General features: G+C 72.8%; 12 protein-coding genes. 2 read left to right on the top strand and 10 right to left on the bottom strand.

The features are described 5' to 3' along the window. Positions 1-39 precede the first annotated feature (39 nt). From ACFZCY_RS27310 to ACFZCY_RS27320, 3 genes are all read right to left on the bottom strand, one after another. Positions 40-378, bottom strand: coding sequence for a P-II family nitrogen regulator (locus ACFZCY_RS27310; protein WP_055557932.1), 339 nt, complete (start codon positions 376-378; stop codon positions 40-42). Continuing rightward, a complete protein-coding gene (locus tag ACFZCY_RS27315) occupies positions 375-1,748 on the bottom strand; it encodes an ammonium transporter (RefSeq protein ID WP_391178649.1) in 1,374 nt (457 codons plus the stop codon). Before ACFZCY_RS27315 ends, ACFZCY_RS27310 begins: the two co-directional genes overlap by 4 nt. 207 nt (positions 1,749-1,955) lie before the next feature. Beyond that, a complete protein-coding gene (locus tag ACFZCY_RS27320) occupies positions 1,956-3,458 on the bottom strand; it encodes a hypothetical protein (protein ID WP_391178652.1) in 1,503 nt (500 codons plus the stop codon). A 443-nt stretch (positions 3,459-3,901) separates the two neighbouring features. Between ACFZCY_RS27320 and ACFZCY_RS27325 the strand changes: the two genes are divergently transcribed. After that, entirely contained in the window at positions 3,902-4,576 is a 675-nt protein-coding gene (locus ACFZCY_RS27325) for a bifunctional DNA primase/polymerase (protein ID WP_391178655.1), read from the top strand. A 102-nt stretch (positions 4,577-4,678) separates the two neighbouring features. Here the strand turns inward: ACFZCY_RS27325 and ftsY are convergent, their stop codons facing one another. The 5 genes from ftsY to ACFZCY_RS27350 form a co-directional block, all read right to left on the bottom strand. After that, positions 4,679-5,887 (bottom strand): signal recognition particle-docking protein FtsY, encoded by a 1,209-nt coding sequence (gene ftsY / locus ACFZCY_RS27330; protein ID WP_391178658.1) that lies wholly within the window; start codon positions 5,885-5,887, stop codon positions 4,679-4,681. Positions 5,888-5,921: 34 nt separating this feature from the next. After that, on the bottom strand, positions 5,922-6,590 hold the full coding sequence (locus ACFZCY_RS27335) for a response regulator (RefSeq protein ID WP_391178661.1): 669 nt from the start codon (positions 6,588-6,590) through the stop codon (positions 5,922-5,924). Next, positions 6,587-8,710, bottom strand: a complete 2,124-nt coding sequence (locus ACFZCY_RS27340; protein WP_391178665.1) for an ATP-binding protein — start codon at positions 8,708-8,710, stop codon at positions 6,587-6,589. The genes ACFZCY_RS27335 and ACFZCY_RS27340 overlap by 4 nt, the downstream gene beginning before the upstream one ends. 31 nt (positions 8,711-8,741) lie before the next feature. Next, complete coding sequence (locus tag ACFZCY_RS27345) at positions 8,742-9,017, bottom strand: hypothetical protein (protein WP_055557927.1); 276 nt, start codon at positions 9,015-9,017, stop codon at positions 8,742-8,744. Between the two features lie 143 nt (positions 9,018-9,160). Next, positions 9,161-9,556: a hypothetical protein gene (locus tag ACFZCY_RS27350; RefSeq protein WP_391178669.1), complete on the bottom strand. Its 396-nt coding sequence runs from the start codon at positions 9,554-9,556 to the stop codon at positions 9,161-9,163. Positions 9,557-9,768: 212 nt separating this feature from the next. Between ACFZCY_RS27350 and ACFZCY_RS27355 the strand changes: the two genes are divergently transcribed. Continuing rightward, positions 9,769-10,755, top strand: a complete 987-nt coding sequence (locus tag ACFZCY_RS27355; RefSeq protein ID WP_391178671.1) for an LLM class flavin-dependent oxidoreductase — start codon at positions 9,769-9,771, stop codon at positions 10,753-10,755. 43 nt (positions 10,756-10,798) lie between these two features. On the opposite strand, the gene ACFZCY_RS27360 is transcribed toward ACFZCY_RS27355, so the two are convergent. Beyond that, positions 10,799-12,217: a sugar porter family MFS transporter gene (locus ACFZCY_RS27360; protein ID WP_391178674.1), complete on the bottom strand. Its 1,419-nt coding sequence runs from the start codon at positions 12,215-12,217 to the stop codon at positions 10,799-10,801. Positions 12,218-12,422: 205 nt separating this feature from the next. Further along, positions 12,423-16,355, bottom strand: a complete 3,933-nt coding sequence (locus ACFZCY_RS27365; RefSeq protein WP_391178677.1) for an AAA family ATPase — start codon at positions 16,353-16,355, stop codon at positions 12,423-12,425. Positions 16,356-16,577: the final 222 nt, after the last annotated feature.

The following is a 16,577-nucleotide window of genomic DNA, read 5'->3' on the forward strand; positions in this document are numbered from 1 at the left end:
GCGTGCGGCCGGTGGCGGCCGCCTTTTCGGGGCTCGTCCTCACAGGGCGTCCGGGCCCCGTTCGCCGGTGCGGACGCGGACCGCGGTCTCGACGGGGACGCTCCACACCTTTCCGTCGCCGATCTTTCCGGTGCGGGCGGCCTTGACCACGACGTCGATGAGGTCATCGGCGTCCTCGTCCTCGGCCAGCACCTCGACGCGGACCTTGGGCACCAGGTCGACGGTGTACTCCGCGCCCCGGTAGACCTCGGTGTGGCCGCGCTGGCGTCCGTAGCCGCTGGCCTCGGTGACGGTCAGGCCCTGCACGCCGAACGCCTGGAGGGCTTCCTTGATCTCGTCGAGCCGGTGCGGCTTCACAACCGCCGTGATGAGCTTCACGCGTCCACCTTCTTCGGGTCCTTCGTCGCGTCCTTCTTCTTCGCCGGGCCGGCCGGGTGCGCCGACTGCAGGCTGCCGAGGGAGGTGCCGCCGCCCGCCCCCGCGAAGTCGTACGCCGTCTCGGCGTGCTCGACCTGGTCGATACCGGCGACCTCGTCGTCCTCGTCCACCCGGAAGCCCATCACCAGGTCGACGACCTTGGCCAGGATCGCGGAGACGATCAGGGAGTAGGCGAGGACCGCGAAGGCACCGGCGGCCTGCTTGCCGAGCTGGTCGAGGCCGCCTCCGTAGAACAGGCCCTTGGCGTCGCTCTGCACCCGCCCGGTGGCGAAGAGGCCGATGAGCAGGGAGCCGAGGAGGCCGCCGACCAGGTGGACGCCGACGACGTCGAGCGAGTCGTCGAAGCCGAACCGGTACTTCAGGCCGACCGCCATGGCGCAGACGACACCGGCGATGACGCCGATCGCGATCGCGCCGAGCGGGCTGACCGCGCCGCAGGCGGGGGTGATCGCGACGAGTCCGGAGACGGCGCCGGAGGCGGCACCCAGGGTGGTGAAGGAGCCGTGCCGGATCTTCTCGTACGCGAGCCAGCCGAGCATCGCGGAGGCGGTGGCGACCTGGGTGTTGGTGAAGGCGGCCGCGGTGACGCCGTCGGCTCCGAGCCAGGAGCCGCCGTTGAAGCCGAACCAGCCGAACCACAGCAGACCGGCGCCGAGCATGACCAGCGGCAGGCTGTGCGGCCGCATCGGGTCCTTCTTGAAGCCGACCCGCTTGCCGATGACGAGGATCACGCCGAGCGCGGCGGCTCCGGCGTTGATGTGGACGGCGGTACCACCGGCGAAGTCGATCACGCCGAGCTTGAAGGCCCAGCCGTCGGCGGCCCACACCCAGTGCGCGACCGGGAAGTAGACGACCGTCGCCCACAGGGCGATGAACAGCGCCCAGGCGGTGAACTTGACGCGGTCCGCGAGGGCGCCGCTGATCAGCGCCGGGGTGATGATCGCGAACATCATCTGGAACAGGGCGAAGACATAGACCGGGATGGTGTAGCCGGGCCACAGCTCGGTCAGCCCGATGTTGTGCATGCCCAGCCAGTCGAAGCCGCCGAACAGGTCGTTGCCCTTGTCGAAGGCGACGCTGAAGCCGTAGAGCGTCCACAGGACGCTGACGATGCCGATGCTGATGAAGCTCATCATCAGCATGTTCAGCACGCTTTTGACGCGGACCATGCCGCCGTAGAAGAAGGCAAGGCCCGGCGTCATGATCAGAACCAGCGCGGCGCACAGCAGCATGAACCCGGTGTTGGCCGCGCTGAGCGCGGCGTCGGGTGTGACCTTGTCCGCGGCAAGCGTCGTGATGCCCACTGGCATCGGCGTCTCCTCGCTGTCGAATCGGCCCGGGCGGGCAATAAACAAAAGGGCCGGTATTCGCCACGAGATTGGCGCAGCGCCGTTTCAGTCGATGCCGCTCGATGTTTCGCGGCAGTGACGAAGGGCGCGGGCGTGTTACGCGCGGATGAATTGACGGTACGGAGTCCTTCCGCTCCGTTACCGTGCGGCAACCCCCGCCGGGCGGTCTCAGACGGCCCTGGGGGCGCCCGGCTCCTCGGGGGAGTCGGGCAGCATGGCGACGAGCTTGTCGCTCAGCTCGGCGACCTCGGGCACGTCCCCGAAGTGGCGGACCGCCGTGTCCACGGTCTTGCGGAGGCGGTTGTTCACCCGCTCCGAGCGGATCCGCTGGGCGAGCGGCAGCGCCTGCTCGGCGACCTCCACGCACTGCTCGGGCTGCTTCTGGAGGAGGTGGACGGTGGCCATGCCGATCAGGTTGAGCGCATACGAACGCTGGTGCCCGCCCTCGCCCCCGGCGGTCTCCTCGCCGAAGAGGCGCACGGCGTTGCGCATCACCGGGTCGGCGAGCTTCGCGTAGGTGGGGCTGCGGCCCGCGACATAGGCGAGGTCGCGGTAGGAGTGGGCGTTCTCCGCGTTCAGCTCGGCCTCGGAGAAGAAGCCGATCCAGTCCGGGTCGCCGTCGCCCGCGGCGCAGTCGGCGAAGGTGTCCTCGGCCATCTTGACGGCGCGGTGGCACTTGCTGGGGTGGCCCATGTTGGCGTATGCCCGGCCCTCCATCGCGTACAGCATGGCCTGGGTGCGTGGGGTGGCGCTCTCCCGGCTGCCGTACTGCGCGAGGTGGATCAGCTCCAGCGCGTCGTCGGGCCGCCCGACGTGGATCATCTGGCGGCTCATGCTGGACAGGATGTACGACCCGAGCGGCCGGTCGCCGGATTCCTTGGCGGCGTGCAGCGCGAGGACGAAGTACTTCTGGGCGGTGGGCTGGAGCCCGACGTCGTAGCTCATCCACCCGGCCAGCTCGGCCAGCTCGCCCGCGACCTTGAACAGCCGCCTGGACACCGCCTCGGTGTGCGACTCCTGGAGCAGGTCGGTGACCTCGTGCAGCTGGCCGACCACCGCCTTGCGGCGCAGCCCGCCGCCGCACTGGGCGTCCCAGGCGCGGAACATCGTGATGGTGGACTCCAGCAGCTCCAGCTCCGGCTCGGAGAGCCGGGAGATGCGCCGTGAGCGGCCGCTGTCCGCGGCGCGCACGCCGCCGGGCGCCTTGCTCGGCGAGGGGACCAGCCAGCGCTGCATCGGCTCGATGAGGGCGGGGCCCGCGGAGAGGGCGAGGGAGGTGCCGAGGAAGCCGCGCCGGGCGAGCATGAGATCGCTGCGGGAGAACTCGCCGATCAGCGCGACGGTCTCGGGACCGGCCCAGGGAAGGTCCACTCCGGATACGGACGGTGACCGGTGGGCGGGGCGCAGCCCCAGGTCCTCGATGCCGACCACACAGCCGAAGCGCTCGGAGAACAGCTCGGAGAGGATCTGCGGAATCGGCTCGCGCGGCTGCTCCCCGTCCAGCCAGCGGCGCACCCGCGAGGTGTCCGTGCTGATGTGATGGGCGCCTAACTGACGTGCCCTGCGGTTCACTTGGCGCGCCAGCTCCCCCTTCGACCAGCCGCTGCGCACGAACCACGATCCCAGCTGCGCGTTGGGTCGCTTGTCAGCACCGCCGCCGCTGTCGCCCACCGGAACGCCCCCATCCCACGAATCTCTCCGGACCGCCACCAGAATGCCCTCTGTCACGGTCAGTTGTCCCCGCCATGCGGCGCATCAACCGTCCGCCGCGGGAACCGGCCCTTGCCAGTGGCAAGTACCGGACCGCGACCGGGCGGGTGCTCGGCAACGGGGATCGTGCACCGAAAGTAATCCTACGATCACGCCCTTCGCGAGGCGGACCGGGAAAACGCCACCATTCGCCACCCCTTCGAATGAACCCCATCGCGGATTCACACGATTCACTTGACACGGAGCGACCGGAAGAACGCGAAGAGGTGCACAGCGGGGCGCATGCGCCGTTCCGCACCACCCGTTACACCGCGACACACCACCCGCCGCACCACATCGGCGACGGAGTGTCATGAGTGCGCTCCGGCTCGTAACCATCGAGAGCGCGACCCGTTGGAGGGGGCATGGGCTTCACGATCGGCGGCATCCGGGAGATGCGGTCCGGCTCACGGCGCCGGGGCCGTGCGTCCGAGTCCACCACGGTGGCGGAGTACACCGGGCTGTGGGGCTGGGACGTGGTGCCGGGCGCCCGGGCCACGCGCGGCACGGGCGGCAGCAGAAACGAATGCTCCTGCGGTGCGGCCGACTGTCCCGCCCCCGGCGCCCATCCGCTCGGCTTCGTGCCCGGCGTGCCCGCGGGCGCCACGCTGGACGCGGCGGCGGCGGCATGGGAGGAGGTCCCGGGCGCGGCCGTCCTGCTGCCCGTGGGCCGGTCGTTCGACGTCCTGGAGGTGGCCGAGTACGCGGGGCGGCACGCCCTGGTGCGGCTGGAGCGGATGGGCCTGCCGCTCGGCCCGGTGGCCGTCACCCCGCACGGGCGCGCCCAGTTCTTCGTCGCGCCGGGGACCGAGGCCGAACTCCCCGAGCTGCTCTACCGCATGGGATGGGACGACGCCGACCTCGATCTGCGCTGTCTGGGGAAGGGCGACCACATCACCGCGCCGCCCTCCGACCTCGGGGGCCTGGGGCCGGTGCGCTGGCTGCGCCCGCCGACCCTCGACACGGCGGGCAGGCCGCCGCACGCCCGGCTGGTGCTGGGCACCCTCGCCTACGCGAGCCACCGCGCCGGGGCCCTCTGACACGCCCTGCCCGCATGCCGGACGGGCTTGAAACGCCGGACGGGCTTGAATCCGCCATGGATTCAAGCCCGTCCGGCGATGAGGGACCGCGGGTTCCCGAGGTCAGTCGCCGATCAGCGCGTCGACGAACGCCTCCGGCTCGAACGGCGCCAGATCGTCCGCGCCCTCGCCCAGCCCGATCAGCTTGACCGGTACGCCCAGCTCGCGCTGGACCGCGACCACGATGCCGCCCTTGGCGGTGCCGTCCAGCTTGGTGAGCACGATGCCGGTGATGTCCACCACCTCGCGGAAGACCCGCGCCTGCACCAGACCGTTCTGGCCGGTGGTGGCGTCGAGCACGAGCAGCACCTCGTCCACCGTGCCGTGCTTCTCCACGACCCGCTTGACCTTGCCCAGCTCGTCCATCAGACCGGTCTTGGTGTGCAGCCGCCCGGCGGTGTCGATGAGGACGACGTCCGCGGACTCGGCGATGCCCTCCTTCACCGCGTCGAAACCGACCGACGCCGGGTCGCCGCCCTCGGGGCCGCGGACCGTACGGGCGCCGACGCGCTCGCCCCAGGTCTGCAGCTGATCGGCGGCGGCCGCCCGGAAGGTGTCCGCCGCGCCCAGCACGACCGACTTGCCGTCGGCCACCAGGACCCGGGCGAGCTTGCCGGTGGTGGTGGTCTTGCCGGTGCCGTTGACCCCGACGACCATGACGACGCCCGGCTTCTCCTCGCCGTTCGCCCCCACCCCGCTCTCGGTGTGCACGGTGCGGTCGGCCTCGGTACCGACGAGGTTCAGCAGCTCCTCGCGCAGCAGCCCCCGCAGCTCGTCGGGGGTGCGGGTGCCGAGCACCTTGACCCGCTCGCGCAGCCGCTCGACCAGCTCCTGGGTCGGTGCGACGCCGACGTCGGCGGTCAGCAGGGTGTCCTCGATCTCCTCCCACGTGTCGTCGTCGAGGTGCTCGCGGGACAGCAGCGTCAGCAATCCCTTGCCCAGGGTCGTCTGGGACCGGGACAGCCGGGCGCGCAGCCGGACCAGCCGGCCGGCGGTCGGCTCCGGAACCTCGACCGGCGGGGCCTCCGGCTCGGCGGGCGCGGCCGGCGCCTGGGCGCCGGGCAGGTCCACCTCTTCGATGGTTCTGCGCGGTTCCTCGCGCGGGGTTTCGGCCTCCTCGCCGACGTGCGGTTCGGCGGGCGGCGCGGTGACGGACGGGCTGCTCGGCGGTGCCGGGGGCAGCCGCTTCTTCTTGCGGCTGCTGATCACAAGCCCGCTGATCGCGGCGAGCGCGACCACAGCGATGACTACAGCAAGGATGACGAATTCCATAACCCACCCAGTATCAGACACACGGCGGAGCGAGTCATTCGCCTCCGAGCCCGGCTTCGCGGGCCCGGACGATCGCCTGGGCCCGGTCGTGCACCTGGAGCTTGGCGAAGATCGAGCCCACATGGTTGCGCACGGTCTTGTCCGTGACCACCAGCCGCTGGGCGATCTGGCGATAGCCGAGCCCGCCCGCGAGCAGGTCCAGCACCTCGCGTTCGCGCGCGGTGAGGGTCGGGAACGCCTCCTTGGCCGACGCCGCGCCGGAGGCGCCCAGCAGCGCCCCCAGCCGCTCCGCCATGCGCGGGCTGAAGACGGCGCCGCCGCGCACCACGGTGTGCAGGGCGCGCAGGATCTCGTCCCGGCCGGCGCCCTTGAGGAGATAGCCGCGGGCCCCGGCACGCACGGCGGCCAGCAGGCTGTCGTCGTCCTCCGACATCGTCATGACCATCACCCGCGCCTCGGGGCGGGCGCACAGGATCCGCCGGGTGGCCTCCAGACCGGACCGGCCGGGCAGTCCGAGATCCATGACCACCAGATCGGGTGCGGCGCGCCCGGCCTCGGCGATCGCCTCGTCCGCGCAGGCCGCCTGTCCGACGACAGTGAAGGCGTCGTCCAGGTTGAGGGCCGCGGCCAGGCCCTCGCGGAAGAGAGGATGGTCGTCGACGAGCAGGACGCGCCACTGCGCGGCGCGCACCGGCGCGGTCACGGGGCGGGCGTCCTCTCCCTGGGCTTGGCCTGGGTGATGAGCGTCGTACAGGACCTGCATCCGGTGTGTTCCAGGTGCTCTTCCGGGTCGTCGTGCTCCCCGGGCTCCCCCGGCCCGGTGAGCGGCAGTACCGCGTGCACCACGGTGCCGGTCGCGGAGCCGGTGACCGAGCAGGAGCCGCCGATCTCCTCGGCCCGCTCCCGGACCGAGGCCAGCCCGACGCCGCGCACCGCGGTCTCCGGCAGTCCGCTGCCATCATCGGTGATCTTGATTTCAAGGGTTTCGAAGGTGTCGGGGTCCGTGGCCAGTTCGACCCGGACCTGGCGCGCCCGGGCGTGTCGTACGGCGTTGGTGAGCGACTCGGCCGCGATCCGGTACGCCGCGGTCTCCACGCCCGGCGACAGCGGGGGCAGGACGGCGGGCCGGCTGGCCACGCTCACCCGCAGCCCGTCCACGCCCAGCCGCCGCGCCAGGTCCCGCACCGCACCGGCGAGACCGCGCTCGGCGAGGGCGGCCGGGGCGAGCCCGGCGGTGATGCGGCGCACCTCGACCAGGGCCTCGGCGAGCGTTTCGGCGGCCTCGCAGAGCTGGACGCGGGCCGGGTGGCCGGGCGGGCAGGAGGTCTGGGCGATGTCCAGGCGCAGCCGCACGGCGGCGAGTTGGGGTCCGAGACCGTCGTGGATCTCCCGGCGCAGCCGGCGCCGCTCCTGTTCGCGGGCGAGCACCAGCCGCTCGCGGGCGGCCTGGGCCTCCTCGGCCAGCCGCAGCGCGGCGAGCGCGGGGGCGGCCTGGTCGGCGAGGAGGGACAGCAGCCCGCTGTCGCGCTCGGCGGGTGTGCCGGAGCCGTCCCGGGAGACTTCGAGACGGCCGACGGTGCGGCCGTGGTGGCGCAGCGGATAGGTCTGGACGCGGCCGGTGAGCGGTGCCCCGGCGGCGGCCAGCCGGCGGGGCCCGGCCCGGGTGTCGACGCTGACGGCCGCGCCGGAGACGCCGAGGTCCTCGACGGCGCTGCGGCAGATCTGCTGGGGCACCTCACCCGGGTGCGGGGCCTGCTGGAGGCGTACGGCCAGGGCGCTGACGGCCTCGTGCGGCCGGGCCCGGGGCCCGTAGAAGGCGCGCTCGACACGGAGGGTGAGCCAGCGTGCGGCAGGCCGCACGGCCCAGCCCAGCAGCAGGGCGCCGCCGACGGCGGTGACGGTGGTCCCGTTGCGCACGGAGGGGAGTCCGGCCTGCACGGCGACGGCGGCGCAGACGACGACGGCCGCGAGCGAGGTGAGGACGAAGGCGCGGGCGAGCCGGTGGCTGGTGGAGCGGTCGAGCCGCCAGATCCCGGTGCGGGCGACGCCCAGGCAGATGGCGGCTGCCCAGACCGCGCTGCCGAGGGTACGGGCCGCGATGGTGGGCATGCCCTCGCCCCACTCCGAGAGCAGGAGGGAGACGCAGGCCGGGTAGGCGGCGGCCAGCAGGGCCCAGTCGCGCCGCTCGGCGCCGGTGGTGACGGCGGCGCGGCAGCACAGGGCGGTCGTGACGGCGACGGCCACGGTGCGCAGCACCCAGGGTTCCGCCTCCGCGTAGGTGTCGAGGTGGTCGAAGGCCCATTGGCCGCCCGCGGTGTGGAAGGCGGGGTTGGTGACCGCGCCGACCCGCGGCTCGCTGATGAGCCACAGCGCGGCGTATCCGAGCCAGTAGGCGGAGGCGGCCGCGCTCATGGCCCACCAGGGCCGGCGCCGTCTGGCGCCGCGGGGGAAGAGCCACAAGGGCAGCAGCAGGACGGTCAGCGGGCGGCAGACCATGCCGGCCACGGCGAGCAGCAGCGACACGGCGGCCCCGGCCGGTCCGAGACCGGCGGGCCCCAGCAGGTCGGCGACGGCCGAGGGCAGCAGCCACAGGGCGCCCGCCACCAGCAGCACTCCGCCGTAGCGCCGGGCGGACCGCTCGGCGAGCAGCAGGACGCCGACGCCGAGCACCGGGACGCCCACGGCGACCGAGGTCAGGACCGCGGCGCCGCGCAGGCGGGTGGAGGACAGGGCGAGCCACTGGTCGTTGACCCGCAGCAGACCGGCGAGCCAGCCGGCCAGCACCACGACGAACAGCGCCGACACCCCGCCCGCTGCCTGCACGGCACGGTCTTTCGGAAGGGCGTGCCGCATGTCAGCCGGCGGTCGGCCCGGCGAACCGCGCGCCGCCGCCCCGGACCCACAGCGTCACGTAGTTGGCGCTGCGGCCGGGGCGGCATTTGTACTCGTCCCACTTGCTCTTCTCCACCCCGGTCTGCCCGGCCTTGCGGCAGGCGCCCTGGGTGTCGAAGTGTCCTTCCTCCCGCCAGCCGCCTCCGGACGCGGTGGCGGGGGAGGCGCTGGCGGTCCACATGACGGTCCCCGCGAGCAGGCCGAGCGCCGTGGTCGCGCGGATTCGGGAAAGTCGCATCTTCAACCTCCTGGTACTCGCCCGAGCCTTACCCCGCATCACGGCTCTGAACAGCGGGGACGCCATGCCCCACCCGAACCGGTGACCCGCCCGCACCCGCGTTCCGGTGGCGCGTTCATCCTTTCCGGTTCACCAGGTCCGGTTCACCACACCTGGAAGAGGACGGCGACGGCGATCGACTCGGCCTCGTCGTAGGGGATTCCGAAGCGCATCAGGGCGAGCATGACGGGCTGGGCGGCCCAGATGTCCAGCGTGTCCAGGTAGTTGGCGAGCCGGTGGGCGTAGCGGCGCACCATGGCGGTCTCGCGCGGGGTGAGCCGGCCGAGCACCTTGGCGAGGAGGTCGCCGCCGTGGCGCAGCGCGGTGACCATCAGCCGCTGGCGGACGCGCTGTGCCTCGGCGGGGGTGAGTCCGCCCGCGAAGAGCGCTTCCTTCGCGGCCTCCAGCTCCCGGGTGTCGCCCGCGCCCAGCCGGACCCGGCCGACCAGGTCGTCGATGTCGGATGTGGTGATGAGCGTCTCCCCCGTGCTGATCATCATGCGCCCCTCCTCGGGTGATGGTGCGGTGTCGGGCCCGGCTCGCCGGGCCCAGGATGACTTTCGCCCGCCCCGCGTCCCAGGCGCATGAGTCATCCGTCCCGGCTCCGCCCGGCGCGTTTCGCCCGGTGCCTGGCGGTAGCGATTTGACGGTGCGTCAGATACGGTCCGGTGGCCCGCTCCCGCCCGTTCCGCGACGAAGGGGGACCCCCGCCATGGCCGTCACGGTCGTACGCCTCAACCTCGTCGATCCCGCCGCCACTCCGCGTGCCCTGGCCGAGCGGTACCGCGCCGCCGTCGAGATGGCCGCCTACGCCGACGAGATGGGCGTCTCCACCATCCAGACCGAGGAGCACCACGGGGCGGCGAACGGCTGGCTGCCCGCGCCGCTGGTCTTCGCGGGCACGGTGCTCGGTGCCACCCGCCGGATCACGGTGACCGTCTCCGCGCTGATCACACCGCTGTACGACCCGCTGCGGCTGGCCGAGGACATCGCGGTGCTCGATCTGGCGAGCGGCGGCCGGCTGGTCACGGTGGCCGGGATCGGCTACCGGTCCGAGGAGTACGCGGCGCTCGGCAGGGACTGGCAGGGGCGCGGCGCGCTGCAGGACGAGGCGCTGGAGACGCTGCTCGCGGCGTGGACGGGCGAGCCGTTCGCGTACCGGGGCCGTACGGTGCGGGTCACGCCGCGCCCGTACACCCAGCCGCATCCGCTGCTGCTGGTCGGCGGCAGCTCGAAGGCCGCGGCCCGCCGCGCTGCCCGGCTGGGCCTGCCGTTCTTCCCGAGCGCCCATCTGCCGGAGCTGGAGGGGTACTACCACGCGCGGCGGATGGAGTACGGCACCGAGGGCTGGTGCCTGATGCCCCCCGCGGTCACCCCGCTGCTGCACGTCGCCGAGGACCCGGACCGGGCCTGGGCGCTGTACGGGACGCATCTGCTGCACGAGGCCCGCACCTACGCGTCGTGGCAGTCGGGCACGGTGCGCTCGGCGGTCCGCTCGCACGCCGCGGACGCCGGGGCGCTGCGCCGCGAGGGCGTCTACCGGATCGTCACGCCCGAGGAGTGCGTGGCGTACGCGCGGCAGGGCGGCGAGCAGGCGAGCCTGGTGCTGCATCCGCTGTGCGGCGGAATGCCGGTCGAGGAGGGCCGGCGGTGCTTGCGGCTGTTCGCGGAACGAGTGCTGCCCCGCCTCAAGGAGTGAGGCGGGGCAGTTCTCTTGGGGTGAGAAGTGGGCGGCGGGGGGGTTAGCCCATCTCCTCCAGCGCCTTGCCCTTGGTCTCCGGCACCCACTTGAGGATGAACGGGATCGAGAGCACGGCGAAGGCCGTGTATATGACGTAGGTGCCCGACAGGTTCCAGTCCGACAGGCTCGGGAAGCTGGCGGTGATGGCCCAGTTGGCGATCCACTGGGCGGAGGCGGCGACGCCGAGGGCGGCGGCGCGGAGCTTGTTCGGGAACATCTCACCGAGCAGGACCCAGACGACCACGCCCCAGGAGAGCGCGAAGAAGAGCACGAAGGCGTGGGCCGCGACCAGCGCCACGAGGCCCTGGGTGTGCGGAAGCTTGCCGTCCACCAGGTTCGCGGAGAACGCCCAGGCCACCAGCGCGAGCGAGATCGCCATGCCGATCGAGCCGATGAGGGCGAGCGGCTTACGGCCGATCTTGTCGACGAAGATCATCGCGATCACGGTGCCGAGGATGTTGATGATCGACGTGGTGAAGGAGTAGAAGAACGAGCCGCTCGGGTCGACGCCGACGGACTGCCACAGCGTCGAGGAGTAGTAGAAGGCCACGTTGATGCCGACGAGCTGCTGGAAGACCGAAAGTCCGACGCCGATCCAGACCACCGGCAGCAGCCCGAACCGGCCGCCCATCAGGTCCTTGAAGGTCGACTTGTGCTCGCTGCGCATCGCCTGCTCGATCTCGTCGACCCGGACGTCCAGGTCGACAGCCTTGCCCTCGACCTCCTTCAGGACCTCCTTGGCCCGGTCGATCCGGCCGACCGAGATCAGGAAGCGGGGGGACTCGGGGATGGCGAAGGAGAGCAGCCCGTACAGGACGGCGGGGATGACCATCACCCCGAGCATCCACTGCCAGGCCTCGAGACCGGCGATCGTGCCGCGCTGGTCGCCATCGGCGAGGTTGAGGATGCCGTAGTTGACGAGCTGGGAGACGGCGATGCCGATGACGATCGCGGCCTGCTGGAAGGAGGCGAGCCGGCCGCGGTAGGCGGGCGGGGCGACCTCGGCGATGTAGGCCGGGCCGATCACGGACGCCATGCCGATGCCGATGCCGCCGAGCACCCGCCACATGGCCAGGTCCCACAGGGCGAAGGGCAGGGCCGAGCCGACCGCGCTGACGGTGAACAGCAGGGCGGCGATCTGCATGACGCGGATCCGGCCGATCCGGTCGGCTATCCGGCCGGCGGTGGCCGCGCCGATCGCCGAGCCGATCAGCGCGATGGCGACGACCTGGGCGAGGGCCGCGGACCCGATGTCGTACCGGCCGCGGATGGCTTCGACCGCTCCGTTGATCACCGAACTGTCGTAGCCGAAGAGAAAGCCGCCCATCGCGGCGGCCGCGGTGATGAAGATGACATGGCCGAGATGGTCCGGCCGGGCCTTACGGCCTTCGGACCCCTGTGCCTGCGCGGTGGTGGTCAACGTGAACTCCTGTGGCCCGTCCGGCAACGCTGCCGGACGTGGGGGGCAGACCCTTCCGGTGGAGGCGGAGCCGTGGGGGATCGGCCACCACTTAAAGGTAAAAGCGACGTTGCAGAGACTATTCCTTCAAGTTTCGAAGTCAATAGGTGGTGACCAAGAAGTTACGCTGCACTCTTTGCGCCATTGACTTCAAGTATTGAAGCGGTCACCGCAGGCGTTGACTGATGACCTTCGACACTCCGTCGCCCTGCATCGAGACGCCGTACAGCGCGTCCGCGACCTCCATCGTCCGCTTCTGGTGAGTGATCACGATCAGCTGGGACGACTCCTGCAGCTCCTCCATGATCCGGATCAGCCGCTGCAGATTGGTGTCGTCCAGCGCCGCCTCGACCTCGTCCATCACATAGAACGGGCTCGGCCGCGCCTTGAAGATCGACACCAGCAGCGCCACGGCCGTCAGCGAACGCTCCCCACCGGACAGCAGGGACAGCCGCTTGACCTTCTTGCCCGGCGGCCGCGCCTCCACGTCCACGCCCGTGGTCAGCATGTTGTCCGGGTCGGTGAGCACCAACCGCCCCTCACCGCCCGGGAAGAGCCGCGAGAAGACCCCCTCGAACTCGCGCGCGGTGTCCCGGTACGCCTCCGTGAACACCTGCTCGACCCGCTCGTCGACCTCCTTGACCACCTGGAGGAGATCCGCCCGCGTCTTCTTCAGGTCCTCCAGCTGCTCGCTCAGGAACTGATGCCGCTCCTCCAGCGCCGCGAACTCCTCCAGCGCCAGCGGATTGACCTTGCCCAGCTGCTGGTACGCCCGCTCGGCGGCCTTCAGCCGCTTCTCCTGCTGCGCCCGGACGTAGGCCACCGGCCGGTTGCGCGGGTGCTCCGGATCTTCCGGAAGCTCCTCGCCCTCGGCGGGCGGGGACGGCGGTACGAGCTGGTCGGGGCCGTACTCGGCGATCAGCCCGGCGGGCTCCACGCCCAGCTCCTCCAGCGCCTTCGACTCCAGCTGCTCGATCCGCATCCGCTTCTCGGCGCCCAGCACCTCGCCCCGGTGCACCGAGTCGGTCAGCTTGTCCAGCTCGCCCTTGAGGTCACGGCCCCGGCCGCGCGCGGTCTCCAGCTCGCGTTCGCGCTCGGCCTTGGCGCGCTCGGCCGCGTCCCGCTCCTCGGCGGCCCGTACGAGCGACACCTCCACATGCGCCAGCAACTGCCGGGTTCCGGCCGCCACCGCCGACGCCACCCGCGCCTCGTGGCGCAACCGGGCGCGCCGCTGTTCGGCGCGCGCCCGCGCCTCGCGCTCGGCGCGCGCGCCCCGGTCGAGCGCGTCGGCCCGCCCCGCGAGCCCCTTCACGCGCTCCTCATGCGTACGGGCCTGGAGCCGCGCCTCCATCTCGGTCTGCCGGGCGTTGGCGCCGTCCGCGGCGAGCCGGTCCCGTACGGAGGTGTCCGGCTCCTCCTCCCCCGGCTGCTCCTCGGCCACCGCCAGCCGCTCGGCCAGCTCCTCGGCCTCCTCGGTCGCCTTCTCCAGCGCCTCCTCGGCCCGAGCGGCGGCCGCGGCCGACCGCTCCGCCTCCCCCGCCGCGCCCCGCGCCTGCCCGGACAACCGGCCGAGGGACTGCGCGACCTGCGACTTCTCCCGGTCCGCCGCGCTGCGCCGGGCCGCCAGCTCGTCCACCAGCGCCGCGCACTCGGCACGCCGCTCCTTCGCCGCGCGCTGCGCCCCGGCCAGCTCCTCGCACCGTACGGCCAGCTCCTCCAGCTCCGCCGCCGCCTCGTCGACCGACGCCTGCACCTCCAGCAGACTGGGCGCCCCGGCGGAACCGCCCTGCGCGAAGTGCGCCCCGAGCAGATCGCCGTCGGCGGTCACCGCGGTCAACTCGGGATGCGCCCGGACGAATTCCTCGGCCTCCTCCAGCGTCCCGACCGCGACCATCCCGTCCAGCAGCCGCCGCACGGCCCCCACCAGCCCGGCGGGCCCGTCCACCAGCCCCGCCACCCGCGGCGGTCCCCCGGCAGGCAGCGGCACCCGCACGGACGCCTCCCCCGGGCTCGCTCCCTCGGCGGCGACCACAACGGCATGAGCGGGCTGCGCACCGGCTGCACCGGCCGCCCCTGCCGCGCCGGAGCCGCTGGTGCCCGCCCCCGGGGCGGGGTGCGGCCCGGGTTCCGCGCCGCCGTCCGCTTCCGCCCCCGCCGCGTGCGCGGCCGTGGGAACCCCGGTGGCCGCACCGGCAGCGGCGGAGGCCGCGTCGGCGGCGGGCGCCCGCGTAGCCGGGACCACGGCCGCGCCGTCCCCTGTGGCCTGCTCGTCCCCGACGCCCGGCTCGTCCGGTGTGGCGGCGGCCGGGGACCGCGAGCCGGGCACGGCGGCGGCGTTCCGCGTCCGCTCACCGGAATCGGCGGGTGCCGGGCCGTCGAGGGTGCGGGTCGGGAGGAGGGTGGCGCGGCCCGCGTCTTCGGTGCGCAGGAGGCGGATCGCCTCGGCGGCGGCCGCGGGGTCGGTGACGGCGAGCGCGTCGGCGGCGGCGCCCAGGGCCGCGGCGACCGGAACCTCGAAGCCGGGGCTGACGGTGAGCAGTTCGGCGGCCGGGCCGAGGAGGCCGGTGAGGCGGTCGGCCGCGGCCATCAGCGCGCCGGTGCCGTCCTTGCGGCGCAGGCCGAGCGCCAGGGCGTCGTGGCGGGCGGCGGTCGCGGCGCGGTCGCGTTCGGCGGCGGTGGCGGCCTCGCGGGCGGCGCTCAGCGCCGTCTCCGCCTCGGCCAGCTCCCGCTTGGCGGCCTCGTGGCGTTCTGCCAATTCCGCGTCGTCCGCGTCGAGTCCGTCGACCTCGGCCTTGAGCTGTTCGTACTCCTCCTGCGCGGCGGTGGCCCTGGCCTGGGCCTCGTCGCGGGCGGCGGCCAGCCGTTCGATCTCGGCGCGGGCCGAAGCGGCCCGGCCGCGGGCGGCGTTGACCTGGCCCTGCAGCCGGGCGAGCCCTTCGCGGCGGTCGGCGATGGCGCGGGCCACGTCCTTCAGCCGGCGCTCCTCCTGTGCCAGGCTCCGTTCGAGTTCCGCGCGGTGCGCGACGGTGTCGTCCAGTGCGCGGGCGGCCGCCTCCAGGGCGGCTTCCAGCTCGGCCTCCTGTTCCCGGATGCGGGCCGCCTCGCGCTCCATGTCCTCCGGGTCGCGGCCGCGCCGCTCCTCGGCGGGGGCGGTGGTCGCGCTCTTGACCCGGGCGTCGGCCAGGCTGATCGTGCCGCGCACCCGCTCGGCGAGCTGGGACAGCTCGTACCAGGTCTGCTGGGCGTCGCGCAGCCGTGGTGCGAGCTGCCGCACCTGTTCCTCGAGGACGGCCTCGCGCTGCTGGGCGGTGCGCAGCTCGGCCTCCGTGGCCTCCTTGCGCTTCTTCAGCTCGGCCTCGTCGGCGACCTCGGCGCGCAGCGCCTCGCGCAGGGTGACCAGGTCGTCGGCGAGCAGCCGCAGGCGGGCATCGCGCAGGTCGGCCTGGATGACGGCGGCGCGGCGGGCGACGGCGGCCTGGCGGCCGAGGGGCTTGAGCTGCCGCCGCAGCTCGTCGGTGAGGTCCTGGACGCGGGCGAGGTTGGCCTGCATCGCGTCCAGCTTCCGCAGCGCCTTCTCCTTGCGCCTGCGGTGCTTGAGGACGCCCGCGGCCTCCTCGATGAAGGCGCGGCGGCCGGTCGGGTCGGCGTGCAGGACGCCGTCGAGCTGGCCCTGGCCGACGATGACGTGCATCTCGCGGCCGATGCCGGAGTCGGACAGCAGTTCCTGGATGTCCAGCAGCCGGCAGGTGTCGCCGTTGAGCTGGTACTCGCTGCCGCCGTTGCGGAACATGATCCGCGTGATGGTGACTTCGGCGTAGTCGATGGGCAGCGCGCCATCGGCGTTGTCGATGGTGAGGGAGACCTCGGCGCGGCCGAGCGGGGGACGGCCGGTGGTCCCGGCGAAGATGACGTCCTCCATCTTGCCGCCGCGCAGCGACTTGGCGCCCTGTTCGCCCATGACCCAGGAGAGTGCGTCCACGACGTTGGACTTGCCCGACCCGTTGGGGCCGACGACGCAGGTGATACCCGGCTCGAAGCGGAGCGTCGTGGCGGAGGCGAAGGACTTGAAGCCTCGTAGGGTCAGGCTCTTCAGGTGCACGCCGTTGGACTCTACCTTCCGGGCCCCGTCCGGTATCGTCCCGCGCGCGGGACGCCGCGGACCCGCCCCGGCTTTTTCCCGCTTTCCTCAAAGATCGGTTTCACCGGTGAGGGGGAGGGGCACATCAGTCGGTAAGGGAAAGCCGGAAGAACGCGGGGGGAACGACGAAGGGACGCCGAGGCGTCCCTTGAAGATTCTCAAGCGGCTGACGGTTCAGCCCGA

Source organism: Streptomyces sp. NPDC007983 (assembly GCF_042958345.1).
In the GTDB taxonomy this organism is placed as follows: Bacteria; Actinomycetota; Actinomycetes; order Streptomycetales; family Streptomycetaceae; genus Streptomyces.